Source organism: Micromonospora sp. DT44, from assembly GCF_049841635.1.
Taxonomy (GTDB): Bacteria; Actinomycetota; Actinomycetes; order Mycobacteriales; family Micromonosporaceae; genus Micromonospora.
This window is the reverse complement of sequence record NZ_JBNCKS010000031.1, coordinates 67,780-86,349: the sequence shown is the minus strand read 5'-3', so window position 1 is coordinate 86,349 and position 18,570 is coordinate 67,780. Positions and strand designations below refer to the sequence as shown.

The following is an 18,570-nucleotide window of genomic DNA, read 5'->3' as shown; positions in this document are numbered from 1 at the left end:
CGAACGCGATCGTGTGCTGGCGGTGCTGAACTCGCCGACCTACGCCGACCTGGCGATCCCGCAGGTCTGGGCCCGGGAACTCGACGCGGGCCGCTATCACTGCTCGATGTCCACGATGTATCGCATCGCCCGTGCGGCCGGGCAGAGCCGGGAACGACGCCGGCTGGCGACCCATCCACCCCGGGTGCGTCCGGAGTTGGTCGCGACCGGACCGGGTCAGGTGTGGTCCTGGGACATCACCGCGTTGAAAGGACCTGTCAAAGGCGTCTGGTACCGGTGTTACGTCGTTATCGACATCTACTCGCGGTACGTCACCGGCTGGCTCGTCGCGGCCGGGGAGGACGCGGTCGTAGCCCGCGACTTCCTGGCAGACGCGATCAGCCGTAACGGGATCGAGCCGCACACCATCCACGCCGACCGTGGCGGCTCCATGGTGTCGAAGCCGGTATCGGAGATGCTCGTTGACCTCGGTGTCCTCCGCTCGCATTCCCGACCTCGGACCTCGAATGACAACCCGTACTCCGAGGCCCAGTTCAAGACCATGAAGTACGTGCCAGACTTCCCGGCCAGATTCGGGTCCCTCGCTGACGCAAGAGCCTTTTGCGACGGATTCTTCACCGCCTACAACCACGAACACCGGCATTCCGGGATCGGCTGGCACACCCCAGCCTCGGTGCACTACGGCACCGCCGAGCAAATCCGTGAGCAACGCCAACACGCCCTCGACGCGGCGCACGCCGCCCAGCCGGACCGGTTCAACCGCCGGCCACGGGCACCGAGGCTGCCCGACCATGCCTGGATCAACCAGCCAACCCAGCAGGAACAGACCGTCTCAGTTTGACTTGACAACTACCGGAGTGCGAGCGTGCTCGTGCCGTTAGGTTGATGCCCATGGAGCAGCGGATCAGCCTCATCACCCTGGGAGTCGCGGACGTAGCCCGCGCGAAGGCGTTCTACGAGCAGCTCGGCTGGCGAGGCCAGGAGGTCGAGGGGACGGTCTTCATCCAGGCCGGCGGCCTGGCTCTCGTCCTCTGGGGCCGCGACAAGCTCGCCGCCGACGCCAACATCGACGACCCAGGAACCGACGGCTTTGGCGGGATGACCCTCGCCCAGAACGTCCGCTCCCAAGCCCAAGTCGACAAGGTGATCGCCACCGCGACCAAGGCTGGCGCGACGGTGACCAAGCCGGCCGAGGAGACCTTCTACGGCGGCTACGCCGGCTACTTCGCCGACCCGGACGGTCACCTGTGGGAGATCGCCTGGAACCCGGGCTTCACCCTCGCGGAGGACGGCTCCCTCACCGTCCCCGACTTCAGCGCCATGAACTGAGCAAGCGGCAGCGAACAGCGAAGACGCCGATCAAGGCGCCGGGGACGGGCAGAGCAGCGGGTCCAGCACCGGCAGCTGAAGAGCGTCCAGACAGATAGCCAGCACCCCCGCATCCGGCGTAGCCGTCGCAGTCGGGGTCGGCGTCGGTGAGGCCGACGCGACGGGCGGCGTCGGCAGAGCTGACGCGGGCGGGTCCGTGGGTGGGACCGGCGTCGGCACCGCACTCACCGAGGGGGTCGGGACGACGGGCGGCGCGGCTGCCGGCGGCCGGGCCACCGCTACGACCGGGGACACCACCGTAGAGGCGTCTGTCGGGGCCGCCTGCCGGACAGTCCAGGCCGGAGGGGCGGTCGATACGGCGCTCACGGCCGAGCCGATCCGCGTCCTGGGTGGCACCGGCCCGACGAGCGAGAGCGGCACGAGGGTCGCCCCGGCCCTCGGCAGGTCCAACGCGACGATCTCCGCCGAGGGCACCGGGCCGACGGATCCTGACGCGCCAGGGCCCAGAGCGCCCGGTCCGAGCGTCACGAACACCAGTGCGGCGACGGCGGCAGCACCGATCGCCCGCCGGTCGGGGCGTACCGCCTTCAGTGGTGCGTCGTCGGGCCCCACCAACGCAGGAGGCGCGGGCGGGACGGCCCGGTGGGCGGCCAGAAGCGCGTCGACTTGCGTGATGACTGCGGCGCGATCCTCGCTGGTCGCGAGGGTGAGATAGAAGCGGAAGTTCACCACGGCACCCGCCGGGACCAGCAGCCCGTCAAGTCGGCCGCGGTCGGGCAGCAGGGTGACCGGCACGTCGGGGTGGTGGGCGGGGCCGGTCAGGTCGTCGTACCGCCACTCCCGCCGGTGCTCCTGACCGCCAAAGGCCACCCGTCGGCTGGTCACCACGGCCATGCCGGTGTCGACCGCCCGCAGGCTCGCCGGCAGTGCCTCGGAAGACGGCTCGGCGAAGGAACACAGGCCCGGCGTGGGCAGCCCGGGGACGTGCCGCGCCTCGGCCTCGACAAGCGTGGCGCCGGGAAGGACGCGAAAGACGAGTTCGTCGTCGTCGAGTTCCACCGGTAGGCCGGTGCGGGGCTGCGTACACGCGAGGAAGCTGGCGGCTTCGATGCGGAGCCGGACCAGGTGGTCGTCGCGGCGCTGCCAGGCGTCGGTGGCGTCGCGGTAGGCGCGCTGCCGGCGCTCGTTCTCGCGCTCGGCCCAGGCGGTCCGCCAGGGGGCATGGGCCACAGAGGTCACGGTCACACGCGTTACAACCGCTCACGTACGTGACAGGCAACGCGACCGAGATCGATGCATCCCGTTGCGCCCGAAAGGAGAGAATTTACGAGCGGCTCAGCCCTCGGCGGGCTCGAACAGCTCGACCGGGTTACCGGAAGGGTCGTCCAGGACGATCTGCCGGCCGCCCGGGCCGCTGACCACGTCGCTGCGGAAGGCGACACCCGCGGCCCGCAGCCGGGCGACCTCGGCATCGATGTCGGCGACGATCAGGTGGATGCGGTTCCAGCCGCCCGGCTGCGGACGGCGGCCGTCGGGCAGGGCCCGGCCCGCCGAGCTGGCCGGACCGGAGAGCAGCAGCCGCAGGTTGCCGCGCCGCACGTCGGCGATCGCGGGCAGGAAGGCGCTGGCCGAGGTGAAGCCGAGGTGGACGGTGTAGAAGTCGATCGCGGCGGCCACGTCGTCGACGAGGTAGCGCACGCTGACCGTGCTGTCATCGATGGGGCTGGTCATGATGCCCTCTCTCCTGGGGTGGCGAGCGTGTGCAGCAGGAAGTCGATCCGCTGGGCGAGGTCGCCGGCGACCCGTTCGAACGCGGGTAGCCCGCTGGGGTCCACGGCCGGGTCCGGGATGCTCCAGTGCGCGCTGCGCGGGCTTCCGGGGAAGTCGGGGCAGACCTCCTTGACCCGGTCGCAGAGGGTGATCACGGCGTCGAACGGCTGACCGGCGAACTCGTCGAGGTGCGCGGGCCGGGCCGAGCCCAGGTCGATGCCGCGCGCCGACATGACGGTCACGGCGTGCGGGTGGACGGGCTTCGGCCGGCTCCCGGCGCTGAACGCCTGCACGGCACCGGCGGTGCGTTCCCGCAGCAACGCCTCGGCCATCTGCGAGCGGGCGCTGTTGCCGGTGCACAGGAACAACACCCGGCCGGTCACCGGGGTGGCCGGCGACGGCGGGGCGAGCCGCAGCCCGGGATGCAGGGCCGCGCCAGCGTCCGACAGCAGGCCGGCGCAGTGGGCCAGGGAGAGCGAGTAGTAGGTGTCCCGCCCGTCGGCGCTGCTGCGCCGGGCGGTCACGAGGGCGGCCTTGCGGAGCTTGCCGAGGTGGTACGAGACGAGGTTCTGCGGCTGGCCGAGACGGGCGGTCAGCTCGTGTACGGCGAGGTCACCACGGGCCAGTTCGCTGAGCAGACCCCACCGCACGGGGTGCCCCGCGGCGGTCACGAACCCCGGTGGCGCGCTGGTGCCGGATGCCCTCACTCCCGCAGATTACATCAAACTGATTTGATGTAATAGGGATCAGCCCGCTCGTCGCCGACGCGACGGGGAGCCGAGCAGCGGGTCGTCGGCCGGGAACCGCGATCGCGTACGCGGCGGGTACGCCTCGCAGTGCCCGACCCACTGGGCGGCGGCGACGGCGAGGGCGTCGGCGGAGACGGTGAGCACCAGCGGGTAGATGGCGGTGGCCGGCCGGCGCATCCACGGGGGCAGCGACTCGGCGGAGAACTCGACGATCAGTTCGAGCCGACGTCGGCGGATCGCCCGGGTACGCAGCGCAAGGTTGGGTTCGGTGAAGCGGACCATCGCCGGTGGCGGGTTCGGACCGCCGGCCGCCGCCGCCTGGCCGTGCAGCCAACTGCCCAGCGCGCGGGCCTCCTCGACGAGCAGGCTCGGGTAGTGGTGCGACCAGAGCTGACCGTCGGCGGTGCGGGCGTCCACCTCGATGAGCAGCCAGTCCTGCCAGCCCGGCGCCGCCAGATCGGGGTCGTCGGGCGGGTCGATGCCGGGCTGGTAGCCGACCGGGCGGATCCGCACCCGGGCACCGTCGTCGGATCGGATCTCCACTCAATCATTCTGGCCGACCTGAACGATCGTTATGGTCAAAACGCGCTATTTCGTGACGGTCCGCCGGACGCCCCGATGCTCGGCGCACGCGCCCGCCCGGCCACCCGCGAGGCTGACCGAGCCGTCCCGGCACTGCACGAGGTACCCCCGTCCCGCCCAGAACTGCGGCACGCAGTCGAACCAGTCGCACACCTCGACGGCGGGCCGGCGGATCCTCGTCCCGCCGCAGAAGTCGTACCCCAGGGGGTTCTCCGGCGCCCCGCAGCGCGGCCCGGACGTCGCGCTCGGCGACGGCCGTGGCGACGGTTTCCGCTTGGGCGTGGTGGTGGGCGCGGGCAGCGGGACCGCCGGCCGGAGCAGCGCGGGAGGCGCGCTGGCGGCCGGTGCCGGCGTGGCCGCCACAGCGACCTCCGCGCCCCCGGTCGGGTCCGACGGGTTCGATTCGAAGAGCGCCGCCGGTACGAGCAACGCGACCGCCGCCGCCACCGCGATGGACCGACGACCGCCGGGCACGAGCGCGGACAGCCGGGCCTGCGCCGGGGTGGCCACCGCCGGCCGGAACGGCTTGAGCTGGTCGTGCTCCGCGATCAGCTCGTCGAGCTGGGCGAGCACCGCGGCACGCTGCTCGATCGAGTCGGCGAAGGCCAGCGTCAGCTTGAACCGGAAGTCCCCCGCCGCGTCGGTGGGGAGCAACAGCCCAGAGGTACGCCGCCGGTCCAGCACCTGGATCAGGGTCACCGGCCCCACCGGGTCGTGGGCCAGCCCGGTCATCCGGCCATACGCCCAGTCGCGCCGACCGCGCCCGCCCAGCAGCACCAGCCGGCGACTGGTGATGACGGCCATGCCGGCGTCGGTGACGCGCACGCCGTCGGGTCGCCGTGGACGCAGCGGCGCGGCCGGCACGGCGACCGTCAGGTCCGGCGCGGCCAGCACGGCCGTGTGTCGCACCTCGACCAGTTGCGCGGCGGGCAGCGCCCACAGCACCACCTCGTCGTCGAGGAGTTCGAGTGGAAGGCCCGCGCCGGCCGCGGCGGAACCGTGGAAGTCGGCGGCCAGGGCGCGCAGCCGCCGTAACTCGTCGTCGCGTCGCCGCCAGGCCGTCTCCGCGCCGCGGTACGTGCTGATGCGCCGCACGTTCTGCCGCTGCGCCCAGCGGTACCGCCATGTGGAACCCGTCGAATCAGTCTTTGCCACGCCGACTCCTTCGCCGCGTAGGCCACCAATCTGGGGTGCACTCGGATTAACAGTTGTGACAGGCGGCCGGGACACGCCAGGACGGGCGAACTACCCGAACGGCGGATCAACCCGGACGATAGGGCGATACTGACGGTCATGCCGCCAGACACCCCGCCCGGTGTGGTGATCGGGATCGACATCGGCACCACGAGCACGAAAACCACGGCGTACGACACCGACGGGCGTCTGCTCGCCAGCCACTCCGTCGGCTATCCCCTCGACAACCCGCACCCCGGGTACGCCGAGCAGAACCCGGACGTGATCCTCGCCGCCGTCGTCGAGTCGCTCCGGACCGTGGTGGCCGAGGTGGCCGCGCCGATCTCCGGCCTGGCGTTCTGCTCCGCCATGCACAGCCTCATCGGCCTCGACGCGGCCGGCAAGCCGCTCACGCCGTCGGTGACCTGGGCCGACTCCCGGGCCACCCGGCAGGCCGAGCGGCTGCGGGCGGTGCCGTCCGGGCTGGCGCTACACCGGCGCACGGGTACGCCCATGCACCCGATGTCGCCCCTGCCCAAGCTGCTCTGGTTCGCCGAGCAGGAGCCCAAGCTCTTCGAACGCGTCGCGCACTGGGTCGGCATCAAGGACTGGGTGCTGCTGCGGCTCTGCGGAGAGCTGGTCACCGACCACTCGATAGCCTCGGCCACCGGCCTGATGGACATTCACACCCTCGAGTGGGACGCCGAGGCGCTGACCATCGCCGGCATCACCGAGGAGCGGTTACCCCGACTGGTCGCCACCACCGCCGTCCTGCCCGGCCTCACCGCGCCGGCCGCCGACGCCGTCGGCGTACCGCAGCGCACGCCCGTGGTGGTCGGGGCGGGCGACGGGCCGCTGGCCAACCTGGGTCTGGGCGCGGTGCACCCCGGCATGGTCGCCTGCTCGATCGGCACCAGCGGCGCGATGCGGGTCATGGTCGAGCGCCCCGGCGTCGACCCGCTGGGCGGAGTGTTCTGCTACGCGCTGACCGAGGACCGCTGGGCGGTCGGCGGCGCGATCAACAACGGCGGCATCGTCCTCAAGTGGGCGGGCGCCGCGCTCGCGCCGGAGTTGGGCGAGCACCCCGAGGAGGACCTGGTCGCCCTGGCGGCCCGGGCGCCGGTCGGCTCGGGCGGACTCATCATGCTGCCCTACCTGCACAGCGAACGCGCTCCACACTGGAGCGCACTGCCCCGCGGCGCGTACGTCGGGCTGACCCACGGGCACCGCCGCGAACACCTCGTCCGGGCCGCCATGGAGGGGGTCTGCCAGCAACTCGCACTGGTCCTCACCTCGGTCCGCGCCGCCGGCAACGAGGTCCGCGAGATCCGGGCCGGCGGCGGCTTCGCCCGTAGTGGCCTGTGGCGACAGATGCTCGCCGACGTGCTCGGCATGCCGGTGAGCTTCCCCGCCGGCCGCGAGGGGTCGAGCTTCGGCGCGGCGCTACTCGGCATGCAGGCGCTGGGCCTGATCCCCAGCATCGACGTCGCCGCCGACCTAGTGCAGATGGAGGAGACCATCCGTCCCGACCCGGCCGCCGCCGCCACCTACGCGGCACTGCTGCCCCTCTTCGCCGAGCTGTACGAGGCACTGGTGCCGACCTTCACGTCGATGCGCCGCCTGGCACCCGGCCTGCCCGCCGAGCCACCCACCCCGGGACCGCCGATGTAGCCCGGCTCGATCGGCGGGCTCGGTAGGCGGCCGGCTCGATCGGCGGCCGGCTCGGCGCGGCTCGGCGCGGGGCTGGCTCGGCGCGGGGCCGGCTTGGCGCGGGTTTGGCTCGGCGCGGGGCCGGCTCGGCGGCTGGCTCGGCGCGGGGCCGGCTCGGCGCGGGGCCGGCTCGGCGCGGGGCCGGCTCGGCGCGGGGCCGGCTCGGCGCGGGGCCGGCCGCTCGCTGGTGAGCGTGATGCCGGTGAGTCATCTTGATCCCACTGAGGCATCACGCTCTCGCGGGCGCGGCCTCCCGGACGGGTGACTCGCGCCCCGGCAGGCCCATCCGCCGCCGACGCTTCTTATCGTACAAACGTGAAGAAAAGGGACAAGAGGCGCTCATCTTCCCTGCTCGCGGCGGCGATCGCGCTGGTCGTCGCAGCGACGACCGGACCGGCCACCGCCGACGGTCCCGGCCCGAACCACCGAACGACCCTGGGGTACGCGGCCGACGGGCTCGCCGCCGCCGACAGGCTCGCCGCCGACGACGGACCGAGCGGCATGGACGGGCCGAACGACGACGGCGGGCCGAACGACGCTGACGGGCCGAGCGACACGGACGGGTCGAACGACGACGGCGGGTCGAACGACGACGGCGGGTCGAACGACGACGGCGGGTCGAACGACGACGGCGGGTCGAACGACAAGGACGGGCCCAACAACGAGGGCGGGCGGAGCGACGAGCCGGGCGTGGAGCCGGGCGTGGAACGGGCGCCGACCAGCGAGGTGTCCTGGCTGTCGTTCCCCGGCGGGGCGTTCGCGGTGGACTCGCTCGGGCACACCGTGCGGTACCGGGCCTGCGACGGCGACACCGGCCGGGTCGCCGACCCGGACATGCGGGTCGCCGCCGGGGTGGCCAGTGGGACGGTCGTCGTCGGGGGGACCGCCTACCGCTACCGGGTGCCGCTGGTCGGGCGCAGTGAGGGCACGCTTGAGGTGATCCAGCGGCACCGCCCGCCGACGACGCTCACCGGAGTGGTGGTCACCAGCCCGCAGCCGCCCACCGACCCGGTCGCGGGAGCACGGCTGTTCCCGCTCAGCGGGCAGCTCGCCCGGGTGGTCGCCGATGCCAGCCTCAACCCCGCGGGCGCCACCGTCCGGGACCTCTCCGGCCGGTACGGGGACCAGCAGGTCTCGGTCAACGGGTCGCTGCGTCCCAAGGCCGCGAGCGTCATCAAGCTCTGGATCCTGGTCGAGCTCCTCCGCCGGGTCGACTGTGGACAGGTGTCTCTCGACGACGGCGTGCTGGTCACCCCGGCCGACGTGGTGGGCGGCACCGGCCAGCTCCAGTTCGAGACGTTCCCGCAGGTGGTCACGCTGTACCGGCTCGCCCGGTACCTGATCAAATACAGCGACAACGTCGCGGCCAACGTGCTGATCACCTACCTGGGTGGGTTCGCCCCGGTCAACGCGCTGATCGACTCGATGAACCAGCGCTCCACCATCCTGGCCCGGCGGATGCTCGACAGCGCGGCGGCGCAGCGCGGCGAGGAGAACTACACCAGCCCGGACGACGTCGTGTCGCTGCTCGGGGCGGTCTGGGACGGCGAGGTCCTCACCCCGGCCTCCCGGGACCTGATGATCGGCTTCATGCGCGAGCAGACCCTGAACACCAAGATTCCGGCGGCGCTGCCACCCGGCGTACCGGTGGCCCACAAGACCGGCGACCTGCCGGACGCCTCCCACGACGTCGGCTACTACCTGATCCCCGGCACCGAGACCGCCGTCGCGTTCCTCACCGCCGGACCGATGGCGACCGGGGACGAGACCGTCCGCCGGATGGCCAGGACCGTCTACGACTTCCTGGTCCCCCCATCCGACGGAGCGGTCGAGGAGTGAGCGCTGGTCAGGCCCGGCTGATGGCGTTGGCGTGGATCGCCTCGTTCACGTAGGCGGCCAGGCCAGGGGCGATGTTCTCGAAGTACGCGGTGAACCGCTCGTCGGCCAGGTACATGTCGGCCAGCCCGGTGTGGATCTCGCACGAGCACTCGTAGAACCAGCGGCTGATGAGCTGTCGGTGCTCCTCGGCCAGGTCCATCGCCTCCGGGCTGTCCGCCGGTACGCCCGAGGTCAGCAGAGCGACGATCCGCCGGCCCCAGTCCTCGTTCTCCGCCTTGTTCCGGAGCCAGTCCTCCTTGGTGTACCGCGCGACCCGCCGGTTCGACTCCCGGTACGCGTCGGTGTCGCCCCAGCGCTGCTCCGCCTCGGCCTCGTACTCCTCCGGTCGGAAGTCACCGAAGACCTCGAACCGTTCCTCGGGTGTCAGCTGGATGTTCAACTTGCTCGCCTCCATCGCGAACTCGATCGCCGTGACCATCTCCTGCAACCGCTTGATCCGTACCGTCAGCAGTTCGTGCTGACGGCGCAGGTGGGCGGCCGGATCGGCCGCCGGGTCGTCGATGATCGCGGTGATCTCCTCAAGTGGGAAACCCAGCTCGCGGTAGTACAGGACGAGTTGCAACCGTTGCAGGTCCGTGTCGTCGTAGCGGCGGTAGCCGGTCGACGTCCGGCCGCTCGGCGAGAGCAGACCGATCTCGTCGTAGTGGTGCAGCGCCCGTACCGTCACGCCGGCGATCTTCGCCACCTGACCCACCGTGTACGCCATGGTTCCCCTCCCTTCCGGAAACCAGGCTCCTACCTGCCGTTACGTCAGGGTCAAGCCCGATTCTGACCCACCGTGGCGGGGCTGTCGGGACGCCCGTACAGATAGCCCTGGCCGCGCGGGCAGCCGATGGCGGTGACCGCGTCGTGCTGGCGCGCGGTCTCCACCCCCTCGGCGATCACCGCCAGGTCGTACGCGCCAGCCAGCCGGGTGACCATCTCCACCGTGGCGTACGCCCGCTCGTCCGTGCCGAGGCGGGCCACGAACGAGCGATCGATCTTCAACTCGGTGGCCGGGATGCGGTGCAGGTAGCTCAACGACGAGTAGCCCGTGCCGAAGTCGTCGATGGCGATCTGGATGCCCAGTTCCCGGAGCTGGTGCAGCCGTTCCAGCACGGCGTCGGTCCCCTCGATCAACGCCGACTCGGTCAGCTCCAGCGTCAACGCCCGGGGTGCCAGCCCGGCGCCGGCGGTGGCCGCCGTGACCGTGGCGATCAGGTCCGGCCGGCGCAGATGCGCCGCGGCGATGTTCACCGCGACAGTCGCCTCCGGCACACGGTCGCGCCAGCCCGCCGCCGCCTGACACGCCTCGTGGATCACCCAGCGGTCGATCGGGAGGATCAGGCCGGTCTCCTCGGCCAGCGGCAGGAACCGCGCCGGGGGCAACATCCCCAGTCGGGGGTGCCGCCAGCGCACCAGCGCCTCGGCGCTGCGTACCGCACCGGTGGCGAGGTCGACGATCGGCTGGAACTCCAGGTGCAGTTGCTCCTCGTCGACGGCCCGGCGCAGGTCCGCGATCAGCTCCGCCCGGGAAACGGCCGACTCACGCAGCGCCGGGGTGCACGTCCGGTACGCGGACTTGCCGGAGGCCTTCGCCGCGTACATGGCGATGTCGGCGTCACGCAGCAGGTCGGAGTGGGAGGCGTGCTGCGGCCCGTACTCGGCGATGCCGATGCTCGCCGACGGGTGCACACCCACGTCCTCCTCCCCCTCCGACGGGCGCAGGGCGTCCAGCAGGCGTTCGGCCAGGCGTTCCGGGGACACCGGCCGGTCCCCCTCGACCAGCACCGCGAACTCGTCGCCGCCGAGGCGGGCGATCGTGCCGTCGCCGTCCACGGCGGTCCGCATCCGGGCCGCCAGCCCGGTCAGCAGGGCGTCCCCGGTGGCGTGCCCGAACCGGTCGTTGACCTGCTTGAACCCGTCGAGGTCGAGCAGCAGGACGGCCACCGGCCGACCGTCACGCAGGGCCAGCCGGAGCAGTCGGTTGAACAGCAGCCGGTTCGGCAGCCCGGTGAGCTGGTCGCCGTACGCGAGCCGGCGCAGTCGCGCCACCAGACGCAGGTTCTCGTTGGCGGCCAGCCCCTGACGTACGGCGAGGGCGGCGAGCAGGGCCATCATGGTCACGAAGACCAGCGGCGGAGTCTGGCCGGTCGGCCGGCGGGCCAGCAGCACCGCGATGATCGCCCCGCCGACCGGCAGGTACGGCAGCGCCACCCGCCACCACGGCGGCAGCGGGGACTCGGCGGTCTCGTCGGTGCCGTCGCAGTCCGGCGGCGGACGGCTGCCGGTGGCCAGCCCGATCAGGAGGTAGCTCAGCGGCCAGCACAGGTCGATGGGGTGACCGGCGGCGTAGTCCCCCCGGGCGACCAGCGAGACGTACACCACGTCGGCCGCCACCCGGATGGTCAGGCTCGCCGCGAGCACGCGCATCGGCCGCCACAGGGGCCGCGCCGGACCGGCCACCGCCACCAGGATGGTGAGCTGCATCAGGTCGAACATCGGGTAGAGCAGCCCCAGCGTGCGCGCCGGATCGGCCAGCTCGGCGGCGGCGACCCCACGGAACACCAGCACCCAGCCGACCGGCACCAGCGCCAGCGCGACGATCACGCCGTCCAGCAGCGTCCGGGCCCGCCCGACCGCCGTCCGTGGCCCGGACGGGGAGCTGAGCAGCGCGGCGGTGCCGGTGAGGATGCCGGCGCTGAAGACGACCCCGATCAGCGCGTTGTGCGGCAGGTCGTCGCCGACGAGCCGCTGCGCCGTCCAGATTCCCCGACCCAGCGCGGCGAGCGCCATGGTGACGGCGAGCAGCGTCCAGAACCTGCGCAACGGGGCCGGGTGTCGACGGGCCACGCCGGCACAGGCGACTGTCGCCCAGCCGGCAACCAGGAGCGCGCCCACGTCGCTGACCAGCGCGGCGCCGGGCAGCGCGGCGGCCAACCAGCCGGCCTCCACGACCAGGACCGCGATCGCGACGATCGGGCCGATGGGCTTGAGCTGCCCCGCGGCCTGCTTCACGTCCTGTCGCGACACGGTCGCTCCGGCTCTTCGTCGGGTGTGCACAGTCGGGCGGACCGGTCCACGGCAAACCTCGAAAGCCTAGCCAGCGCCCGGGAACGCCGCCAGGGCCGAACATCCAGGCCGATGCGGTCTCCCCGGGCTGTCCTGGCGCTCGGTGTCCGTCGCGGGCCGACAGTCAGGTCAGCGGCCAGCGGAGCGGTTCCAGGGTGAGCGGGGCAACGCGGTGCCGGCCAGCGGGCGACGGACCGGTCGACGTCGACGCCGCCCGGGGGTGCACGGCGGGCGGGCGGAGGTGTGCACGTCGGGTCCGGCCGACGACGGTCGGCCGATCAGCCAGCACAGGAAGCGGGCCATCTGCGGCTCAGCCGACCGGGAGACGCTGAGCGTCGGACTTGGCGATCTCGTACTCCGCGCCGCAGAACGTGCACTGCTGCGCATACCGGGTGCGGATCGGGATGAGGGGAATGAAGAAGAGGGTGAATTTCGTCGACCGGCGGGTGATCACCTGTGCGGCGTGGTTGCCGCAGTGACGGCAGACCTCCTGCACGACACCGGACCGGTCGACCTTGGTGCGCAGACCAAAGATGAGGAACATCGCCCGGCAGTACCCACTCCACCCCGAAAAGTCACCGAACCCGCCCCACCGGCTGCAAGATCCGCACAAGGCGGTATAGCGATTGATATACTCCCCGGATGTCGCAAGATGAGTGGGAGGTCTTCGTCGTCGACGAGGTCCGCGCTTGGATCGACAGCCTGGACGAGGCGACCTTCGTCCGGGTCGTCCAGGCGATCGACGCGCTCGCCGAGGCAGGACCCGGACTGGGCCGCCCTCTGGTCGACACGATCAGCGGGTCGGCACTGGCAAACCTCAAGGAGCTGCGACCTGGCACCGTCCGCATCCTCTTCGTCTTCGACCCGTGGCGCGCAAGCATTCTGCTGGTCGCGGGCGACAAGGCAGGCCAGTGGCAGAGCTGGTATCAACAGGCCATTCCGCTCGCCGAGCAACGCTACGAGATTTACTTGAAGGAACGCGCGCAGCAGGAGGGGGGCCAGCGATGAGTGGGCATGTGCGGTGGTCGGACATTCGGTCGGAGTACGTACAGCGGGCCGGTGGCGAGGAGGCCGTCGAAGCCGGAAAGCAGGAACTGCTCGCGCAGGTCGTCGGACACCGACTCGCCGAGGTACGACGAGCCCGCGGCTTCACTCAGCAGCAGATCGCCGAGCGCATGGGCGTCACGAAGGGCCGGGTGTCCCAGATCGAGCAGGGCCGGATTTCCGGCCAGGAGGTGGTGGCCCGATACGCCGTCGCCCTCGGCGGTCGACTCCACCAGGCCATCTACTTCGACGACGGTGATATCTCCGCCATCGCGTGAGCCGCCTGCGGGCAGCACCCTCTCCCCACGCACAAGATCGTGCTCGATCCAGGATGTAGTGCCTTCGAGGTGCGAACGAGGCCACTAAATCCTTGATCGAGCACGATCAAGTGGGAGTGCTACAGGATCAGTTGGCCGGCTCCAGGCCGGGGACCTCCTCGGCGAGCCAGATCGGCTGCCAGGCCGCCATCTCGTGGAAGCGGCGCAGCTCGGACAGCCCGGCCACCGACCCGGACCAGGCAGCGTACGGCGGGTTGGTCTCGTCGAAGCCGCTCTGCACGAAGGTCAGCGTGGTACGGCCGCCGGATTCGGCCAGCTCCCAACTGGTGACGCCGGTCGGTCCCCAGTCGACGGACATCCGCCGGCCGGGCTCCAGGTCGACGATCTTGGCGGCGTACCCGTGCTCGAAGCCACCCATGGCGTACCGGCCGCCGACCCACGGCTCGATCCCGATGGGGTAGCCGAACCAGGCGCTGGCCTGCTCGGAGTCGGTCAGGGACTCCCACACCTTGTCGGCGGGGACGCCGATGACCAGCTCGCCGCGCAGGTCCGCGGAGGTGAAGTCGGTGCGCGGCAGCAGCGGCTTGCCCTCCAGGTGGGAGGCCAGGTTCGCGATGGACAGCGCCCAGTACGTCTGGAGCACCCCCCGAATGCTGGAGCCGGTCATCGCCTCGGCGAAGTCGAAGTGGCTCTGGGTCAGCGTGAGCACCGTGGCGTCCGGGCCGTCGGCGGCAAGCCCGAACTCTGTGGTGGTCTCGACCCCGTCGAGCAGCCAGCCGAAGCGCAGCGAGTCGTCGTCGGCGTGCAGGAGCCGCTGGTGCGGGGCGTCACCCTCGGGCGTGTAGCGGCCCCAGAACTCGTACCGCTCGGGCAGCTCGACCTCGGCGTGCTCGGCCAGCCAGAGGCGCAGCTCGGCCGGGTCGGTCAGGGCCTGGCGGACGCGCGCCACGGGGGCGGCCAGGCGGGCCTGCACCTTCAACGGTTCACTCATTGTCGTTCCCTTTCGGATAGCAGGCGACGGCCAGCTTGAAGGCGTCACCTTCGCTGCCGCCGTAGCGGGTGAACAGGTCCTGAAGTGCGGTTTGCAGGTCGTGCAGGAACTCCTGGCGCTGCTCGGCGGGCACCCGGATCTCGCCGGAGACCCCGATCGAGGGCAGCTCGGGCGCCGCCCGGTCCAGGCCGGCGATGTCGGCCTGGACCTCCTCCATCAGGTCGAGCAGGTAGCCCAGGCTCAGCTCGTCGCGGGCCCGGCGCAACCCGATGCGGCCGACGAGCCGTGGCGAGAGCCAGTAGGACCGGGCGGCGGCCTGGTAGATGCCCTCGGTGATCCCGCGAACCTTGCGCTCGTTGACCAGGTCGACCAGGCCGGCCGCGACGAGCTGCTTGACGTGGTAGTAGACGCGCTGTGGCGTCTGGTCGAGTCGGGCCCCGACCTCGGTGCAGGTGCGCGGTTCGGCCAGTTGCCGCAGCACCTCCACGCGCTGCGGCTTGAGCAGGACCTCGGCCTGCTCGATCTGCTCCAGGTACAGGACGTCTCTCATGGCAAAATCAGTTTGTACGTACAAAACTTGTTTGTCAATTGCTTCGCGAGAAGCCACGCCGACTTTCTCGACGCGGCTTCAGGCGATGCGCAGCTTCCGGCGACGCTCAGCAGATGATCAGGGCAACCAGTCCGGTCGCAGCGGGTAGCCGTTCACGCCGTCCGGGCCGTTGTGGGTGGCCAGCACCTGGTGCAGTTGGATGCCGTTGCGCTCGAACGCCATGCGCGAGCCAGCCATGTAGAGACCCCACACCCGGGCCGTCCCGGCGCCGACCTCCGAGACGCAGAAGTCCCAGTGCTCCACCAGGTTGCGGCACCAGGCGGCGAGGGTCAGCGCGTAGTGCTGGCGCAGGTTCTCCTCGTGGTGCACCTCCAGCCCGGCGTCGTGCACCTCGCTGATCAGCCGACCCGGGCCGGCCAGCTCGCCGTCCGGGAAGACGTACCTGTCGATGAACGCGCCCGAGCGGTGCGGCGCCCGGTTGTCGGCCCGGGTGATGGTGTGGTTGAGCAGCCGCCCACCCGTACGCAGCCGGGAGCGCAGCGCCCCGAAGTACGACGGGTAGTTGCGTACGCCGATGTGCTCGGTCAGCCCGATCGAGGAGATGGCGTCGAACTGCTCCGCGGGCGCGTCCCGGTAGTCGAGGTAACGCACCTCGGCCAACTCGGTCAGCCCCTCCCGCTCGATCGCGGCCTGCGCCCACTGCGCCTGCGCCTTCGACAGGGTCACCCCGAGCGCCTTGACCCCGTACTCGCGCGCGGCGTGCCGGACCATGCCGCCCCAACCGCAGCCCACGTCCAGCAGCCGCATGCCCTTCTTGAGCGCCAGCTTGCCGGCGACCAGGTCGTACTTCGCCGCCTGGGCCTGCTCCAGGGTGTCGCTCGGGGAGCGGAAGACCGCGCAGGTGTACGTCATGGACGGGCCGAGCACCTTCTCGTAGAAGGCGTTCGAGACGTCGTAGTGGTGCGAGATCGCCGTGCTGTCGCGGACCCGGGAGTGCCGCAGCCCGTTCATCACCCGCTTCCAGCGCGGCTGGGCCTCCTGCGGAGGCGCCGGTGGCGGCAGCAGCCGCTCCCAGCCCAGTCCGCGCACCAGCGCCACGCCATCGGTCACCGACGGTGGACGCAGCCGCAGTTCGTCCTTGAGCACCCGCAACGCCTCGTACGGGTCACCCGGGTGCACCCCCTGCAACGCCAGGTCGCCGCTCACGTACGCCCGGGCCATGCCCAGGTCACCGGGGGCGGTGAGCAGGTACGACAGACCCCGCTCGGAACGGATCGCCAGGGTGATGCCGGCATCGGTCGGGCCCACGGCGCTGCCGTCGTACCCGGTGATGCGGATCGGCAACGGCCCGGCGGTGACCGCGCGGATGACGTCCGCGACGGTCGGACCGGTGCGCCGGCCCCCCGCCGGCGGGGTGGCGGGGACGCTCGCCGCCCCCTGATCTCGGTCGGTCAGGCTCATGCTCGTGCTACCGCCTTTTCGTACAGTCCCGTCAGCCGGTGGTCCGGGTCGTAGCGGTCTTTCACCGCGCGCCAGGTCTCGCCGCCGTAGAGGCGATCGAAGGCGTCCCGGTCGTAGTACGCGTCGGAGTAGAGCGACTTGTGCCCACCCAGCTCCGACACCCTGCGTTCGATCGTGCGGTTGACGTCGCCGTCGGCGGCGCCGGACGCGATCGGCACGCTCCCCCAGAAACCAATGTTGACGTAGTCCTGCCCCGCGTGGAGCGGATACAGCGGCCACGTCTGCGCGGAACCAGGCCCCTCCGGCTCGCGCAACCGCAGCGGGCAGAGCCACACCGGGGTCATCCCCACGTCGGCCGCGAACCAGCGCAGGAAGTCCGCCATGCGGTCCAGCGGGATCTCCACGTCCTGCACGACCCGCTCCCGGGCCGGCTGGCCGCGCAGCCGGTCGATCCGGGCCGCCACCTGGTGCCGGTGTTCGAGGCGGACCAGTCGGTGATAGACGTCGCTGCGCCGGTAGCGCGCCGGCCAGAGCCTGCGCACGACCGGGTGCTGCGCGCCGAACGCCGACGAGCACCAGAACCAGTCGGTGTCCCAGCGCCACAGGTAGTCGTACGCGGTCAGCACGTCGCGGGTGCGCTGACGCAGCGACCGGTAGTAGATCGCCTGGCCGGTGTAGTCGCTGGGCGGATCGGCGGTGTCGGTGAAGGTCCCCAGCACCAGGTACGCCTCACCGGGGCTGAACATCACGCCGTCCAGCACGTCGACCGGCTGGCCGGCCCACAACCGGGTGGCGCTCACCTCGGCGATCGCGTCGGTGAGCGCCTCCAGTTGGGTGAACCGGATGTTGCGCAACGCCACGTACCGGCCGATCGGCTGCAACTCGATGCGCAGCCTCGTCGCGTAGCCGAGGCTGCCCAGCGAGTTGGGGAACGCGCGGAACAGGTCCGCGTGCTCGGAGTCCGGGCGGGCGGTGACGATCGCGCCGGAGCCGGTGAGGATGTCCATCTCGCGTACCGACTCGTGGGGCAGGCCGTTGCGGAAGGACGTCGACTCGATCCCGAGGCCGGTCACCGCGCCGCCCAGGGTGATGGTGCGCAGTTGCGGCACCACCAGTGGCATCAGCCCGTGCGGCAGCGTCGCGTCGACCAGGTCCTCGTACGTGCACATGCCCTGCACGTCGGCCGTACGCTCGGCCGGATCGACCGAGAGCACCCCGTTCAGGCCACTCACGTCGAGGCCCGGGGTGCGGGGAGCGGATCGGGGACGGAACAGGTTGGAGGTGCGTTTGGCCAGCCGGACAGGCTCGCCCGTGGGCACCGCGGCGTACGACCGCCGCAGCGTGTCCACCGCTTGATCATGGTCAATTGGGTGATCCACACGCTCAGCGCGCATGTGATCACCTTACGCCTGCACCCGGGAAAATCGTGGGATGTCCTCGCCTGCCGTTTCCCGTCCGACAGCAGGTCCGGCGGTTACCGTGGCGGGCATGCCGTCGCCCGCGATCGCCGCCCTGGACTCCGCCGGACTGCCGTACCGGTTGGTCAGTCACGGCGCGGTCGGCAGCCTCGCGGAGGCCGCCGCCGCCCGTGGTGTGGCCATCCCGGACGTGGTCAAGACGATCGTCGTCCGCCGCGCCGCGGACGACCACCTGTTCGTGCTCACCCCTGGTGACCGGGTCATCTCCTGGCCCAAGCTGCGCGCTCTGCTCGGGGTGCAGCGGATCTCCATGCCGGACGCGGCGGGCGCGCTGGCCGCCACCGGGTACGAGCGCGGCACCATCACCCCGTTCGGCGCGAGCACGGCCTGGCCGGTGATCGCCGACGAGCGACTGCGGGGCCGGCAGATCACCCTGGGCGCGGGCGAGCGGGGTCTCGCCGTGGCGGTCGACGCCGACGCCGCGATCGCCGCCCTCGACGCCACTGTGGCCGACGTCACCGACCCGCAGCCCACCCGCTGAACTCTGCGCTGCCGTCGTCCGGTT

At 71.5% G+C, this 18,570-nt stretch carries 19 protein-coding genes; 7 read left to right on the top strand and 12 right to left on the bottom strand.

The genetic code is table 11. The annotated features are described in order from the left end of the window. Together ACLQ25_RS19085 and ACLQ25_RS19080 are read left to right on the top strand one after the other, a co-directional pair. A partial coding sequence (locus ACLQ25_RS19085; RefSeq protein ID WP_425732186.1) for a transposase occupies positions 1-841 on the top strand: 841 nt, incomplete at its 5' end. A 50-nt stretch (positions 842-891) separates the two neighbouring features. Then, positions 892-1,329, top strand: coding sequence for a VOC family protein (locus ACLQ25_RS19080; protein ID WP_425732185.1), 438 nt, complete (start codon positions 892-894; stop codon positions 1,327-1,329). 30 nt (positions 1,330-1,359) lie between these two features. Here the strand turns inward: ACLQ25_RS19080 and ACLQ25_RS19075 are convergent, their stop codons facing one another. The 5 genes from ACLQ25_RS19075 to ACLQ25_RS19055 all read right to left on the bottom strand — a co-directional run bounded on the left by ACLQ25_RS19075 (position 1,360) and on the right by ACLQ25_RS19055 (position 5,585). Then, a complete protein-coding gene (locus ACLQ25_RS19075) occupies positions 1,360-2,559 on the bottom strand; it encodes a hypothetical protein (RefSeq protein ID WP_425732184.1) in 1,200 nt (399 codons plus the stop codon). Between the two features lie 105 nt (positions 2,560-2,664). Continuing rightward, the gene (locus ACLQ25_RS19070; RefSeq protein WP_425732183.1) at positions 2,665-3,060 is read right to left on the bottom strand and encodes a VOC family protein; all 396 of its coding nucleotides are present in this window, start codon (positions 3,058-3,060) and stop codon (positions 2,665-2,667) included. Then, the gene (locus tag ACLQ25_RS19065; protein ID WP_425732182.1) at positions 3,057-3,806 is read right to left on the bottom strand and encodes a MarR family transcriptional regulator; all 750 of its coding nucleotides are present in this window, start codon (positions 3,804-3,806) and stop codon (positions 3,057-3,059) included. Before ACLQ25_RS19065 ends, ACLQ25_RS19070 begins: the two co-directional genes overlap by 4 nt. A 39-nt stretch (positions 3,807-3,845) precedes the next feature. Beyond that, a complete protein-coding gene (locus ACLQ25_RS19060) occupies positions 3,846-4,391 on the bottom strand; it encodes a WapI family immunity protein (protein WP_425732181.1) in 546 nt (181 codons plus the stop codon). A 45-nt stretch (positions 4,392-4,436) separates the two neighbouring features. Further along, entirely contained in the window at positions 4,437-5,585 is a 1,149-nt protein-coding gene (locus ACLQ25_RS19055; protein WP_425732180.1) for a hypothetical protein, read from the bottom strand. 138 nt (positions 5,586-5,723) lie between these two features. Between ACLQ25_RS19055 and ACLQ25_RS19050 the strand changes: the two genes are divergently transcribed. Both ACLQ25_RS19050 and ACLQ25_RS19045 read left to right on the top strand, forming a co-directional pair. Beyond that, positions 5,724-7,274: a gluconokinase gene (locus ACLQ25_RS19050; RefSeq protein WP_425732179.1), complete on the top strand. Its 1,551-nt coding sequence runs from the start codon at positions 5,724-5,726 to the stop codon at positions 7,272-7,274. Between the two features lie 354 nt (positions 7,275-7,628). Then, on the top strand, positions 7,629-9,152 hold the full coding sequence (locus tag ACLQ25_RS19045; RefSeq protein WP_425732178.1) for a serine hydrolase: 1,524 nt from the start codon (positions 7,629-7,631) through the stop codon (positions 9,150-9,152). A gap of 7 nt (positions 9,153-9,159) precedes the next feature. Here ACLQ25_RS19045 and ACLQ25_RS19040 read toward each other — a convergent pair whose 3' ends face one another. The 3 genes from ACLQ25_RS19040 to ACLQ25_RS19030 all read right to left on the bottom strand — a co-directional run bounded on the left by ACLQ25_RS19040 (position 9,160) and on the right by ACLQ25_RS19030 (position 12,807). Beyond that, positions 9,160-9,918 (bottom strand): MerR family transcriptional regulator, encoded by a 759-nt coding sequence (locus ACLQ25_RS19040; protein ID WP_425732177.1) that lies wholly within the window; start codon positions 9,916-9,918, stop codon positions 9,160-9,162. A 50-nt stretch (positions 9,919-9,968) separates the two neighbouring features. Next, positions 9,969-12,224 carry a putative bifunctional diguanylate cyclase/phosphodiesterase gene (locus ACLQ25_RS19035; RefSeq protein ID WP_425732176.1) on the bottom strand — a complete coding sequence of 752 codons (2,256 nt, stop codon included), beginning with the start codon at positions 12,222-12,224 and terminating at the stop codon, positions 9,969-9,971. A gap of 349 nt (positions 12,225-12,573) precedes the next feature. Continuing rightward, on the bottom strand, positions 12,574-12,807 hold the full coding sequence (locus tag ACLQ25_RS19030) for a zinc-ribbon domain-containing protein (protein ID WP_355232752.1): 234 nt from the start codon (positions 12,805-12,807) through the stop codon (positions 12,574-12,576). 98 nt (positions 12,808-12,905) lie between these two features. On the opposite strand from ACLQ25_RS19030, the gene ACLQ25_RS19025 reads away from it, so the two are divergent. Together ACLQ25_RS19025 and ACLQ25_RS19020 are read left to right on the top strand one after the other, a co-directional pair. Continuing rightward, positions 12,906-13,271 carry a type II toxin-antitoxin system RelE/ParE family toxin gene (locus tag ACLQ25_RS19025; RefSeq protein WP_425732175.1) on the top strand — a complete coding sequence of 122 codons (366 nt, stop codon included), beginning with the start codon at positions 12,906-12,908 and terminating at the stop codon, positions 13,269-13,271. Continuing rightward, complete coding sequence (locus tag ACLQ25_RS19020; protein ID WP_425732174.1) at positions 13,268-13,585, top strand: helix-turn-helix domain-containing protein; 318 nt, start codon at positions 13,268-13,270, stop codon at positions 13,583-13,585. Before ACLQ25_RS19025 ends, ACLQ25_RS19020 begins: the two co-directional genes overlap by 4 nt. A 127-nt stretch (positions 13,586-13,712) precedes the next feature. Here the strand turns inward: ACLQ25_RS19020 and ACLQ25_RS19015 are convergent, their stop codons facing one another. From ACLQ25_RS19015 to ACLQ25_RS19000, 4 genes are all read right to left on the bottom strand, one after another. Then, positions 13,713-14,576 carry an SRPBCC family protein gene (locus ACLQ25_RS19015; protein ID WP_425732173.1) on the bottom strand — a complete coding sequence of 288 codons (864 nt, stop codon included), beginning with the start codon at positions 14,574-14,576 and terminating at the stop codon, positions 13,713-13,715. Continuing rightward, positions 14,569-15,126 (bottom strand): helix-turn-helix domain-containing protein, encoded by a 558-nt coding sequence (locus ACLQ25_RS19010; protein WP_425732172.1) that lies wholly within the window; start codon positions 15,124-15,126, stop codon positions 14,569-14,571. The genes ACLQ25_RS19015 and ACLQ25_RS19010 overlap by 8 nt, the downstream gene beginning before the upstream one ends. A 117-nt stretch (positions 15,127-15,243) precedes the next feature. Continuing rightward, positions 15,244-16,587 (bottom strand): class I SAM-dependent methyltransferase, encoded by a 1,344-nt coding sequence (locus tag ACLQ25_RS19005; RefSeq protein ID WP_425732171.1) that lies wholly within the window; start codon positions 16,585-16,587, stop codon positions 15,244-15,246. After that, a complete protein-coding gene (locus ACLQ25_RS19000; protein ID WP_425732170.1) occupies positions 16,584-17,981 on the bottom strand; it encodes an FAD-binding oxidoreductase in 1,398 nt (465 codons plus the stop codon). The genes ACLQ25_RS19005 and ACLQ25_RS19000 overlap by 4 nt, the downstream gene beginning before the upstream one ends. 94 nt (positions 17,982-18,075) lie before the next feature. Between ACLQ25_RS19000 and ACLQ25_RS18995 the strand changes: the two genes are divergently transcribed. Then, positions 18,076-18,546, top strand: a complete 471-nt coding sequence (locus tag ACLQ25_RS18995) for an aminoacyl-tRNA deacylase (RefSeq protein ID WP_425732169.1) — start codon at positions 18,076-18,078, stop codon at positions 18,544-18,546. The last annotated feature ends 24 nt before the right edge of the window (positions 18,547-18,570 follow it).

Excerpts from the sequence above, each read along its gene's own strand:
- ACLQ25_RS19080 (WP_425732185.1), top strand. The coding sequence starts at position 892 with ATGGAGCAGCGGATCAGCCTCATCACCCTGGGAGTCGCGGACGTAGCC.
- ACLQ25_RS19070 (WP_425732183.1), bottom strand. The coding sequence starts at position 3,060 with ATGACCAGCCCCATCGATGACAGCACGGTCAGCGTGCGCTACCTCGTC.
- ACLQ25_RS19050 (WP_425732179.1), top strand. The coding sequence starts at position 5,724 with ATGCCGCCAGACACCCCGCCCGGTGTGGTGATCGGGATCGACATCGGC.
- ACLQ25_RS19040 (WP_425732177.1), bottom strand. The coding sequence starts at position 9,918 with ATGGCGTACACGGTGGGTCAGGTGGCGAAGATCGCCGGCGTGACGGTA.
- ACLQ25_RS19030 (WP_355232752.1), bottom strand. The coding sequence starts at position 12,807 with ATGTTCCTCATCTTTGGTCTGCGCACCAAGGTCGACCGGTCCGGTGTC.
- ACLQ25_RS19025 (WP_425732175.1), top strand. The coding sequence starts at position 12,906 with ATGTCGCAAGATGAGTGGGAGGTCTTCGTCGTCGACGAGGTCCGCGCT.
- ACLQ25_RS19020 (WP_425732174.1), top strand. The coding sequence starts at position 13,268 with ATGAGTGGGCATGTGCGGTGGTCGGACATTCGGTCGGAGTACGTACAG.
- ACLQ25_RS19015 (WP_425732173.1), bottom strand. The coding sequence starts at position 14,576 with ATGAGTGAACCGTTGAAGGTGCAGGCCCGCCTGGCCGCCCCCGTGGCG.
- ACLQ25_RS19010 (WP_425732172.1), bottom strand. The coding sequence starts at position 15,126 with ATGAGAGACGTCCTGTACCTGGAGCAGATCGAGCAGGCCGAGGTCCTG.
- ACLQ25_RS19005 (WP_425732171.1), bottom strand. The coding sequence starts at position 16,587 with ATGAGCCTGACCGACCGAGATCAGGGGGCGGCGAGCGTCCCCGCCACC.
- ACLQ25_RS19000 (WP_425732170.1), bottom strand. The coding sequence starts at position 17,981 with ATGCGCGCTGAGCGTGTGGATCACCCAATTGACCATGATCAAGCGGTG.
- ACLQ25_RS18995 (WP_425732169.1), top strand. The coding sequence starts at position 18,076 with ATGCCGTCGCCCGCGATCGCCGCCCTGGACTCCGCCGGACTGCCGTAC.